This window comes from Pseudomonas sp. EGD-AK9 (assembly GCF_000465935.2).
In the GTDB taxonomy this organism is placed as follows: domain Bacteria; phylum Pseudomonadota; class Gammaproteobacteria; order Pseudomonadales; family Pseudomonadaceae; genus Aquipseudomonas.
Genome location: NZ_AVOF01000876.1, coordinates 1 through 609 on the forward strand (window position 1 = coordinate 1; position 609 = coordinate 609).

General features: G+C 73.2%; 1 protein-coding gene. It reads left to right on the top strand.

Annotation, left to right across the window (positions count from 1 at the left end; translation table 11 throughout):
* The coding region (locus tag N878_RS25035) for a uroporphyrinogen-III C-methyltransferase (protein WP_021446211.1) at window positions 1–609 on the top strand (609 nt) is incomplete at both ends.

The window sequence follows — 609 nt, forward strand, 5'->3', positions numbered from 1 at the left end:
CTCGCCGCGTTCGCCCTGCTGGTCGGCCTGGGCGGCGTCGGTGCCGGTGGCTGGAGCCTGTGGCAGCTGCAGCAGTTGCAGCAGCAGGATCAGCAGCAGCGCGATCAGCTGCAGAGCGCGCGCGCCGAGAGCGGCAAGGTCGGCGAGCTGATCGGGCAACTCGAACGCCGTCTGAACCAGCTGCCCAGCGCCGATGAGCTGGACGAGCGCCGGCGTCTGCTGGCCAATCTGCAGGGCGATCAGCAGCGCCTCAGCCAGCGCCTGGAAAGCGTGCTCGACGGCAGCCGCCAGGACTGGCGCCTGGACGAGGCCGAGCACTTGCTGCGCCTGGCCACTCTGCGCCTGTCCGCGCTGCAGGACGTGGCCAGCGCCGAGGCCCTGGTGCTGGCCGCCGACGAGATCCTCCGCGAGCAGGACGACCCCGCCGCCTTCGCCGCCCGCGAGCAGCTCAGCCGCAGCCTGGAAGCGCTGCGCACCACCCAGCGGCCAGATCGCGTCGGCCTGTTCCTGCAACTGGCCGCGCTGCGCGAGCAGGCCGCCAGCCTCAACCCGCTGGCGCCGAGTTTCGCGGGGCAGGGCGACGTGCTCGCCGACCTGGCCGCCGAGGGC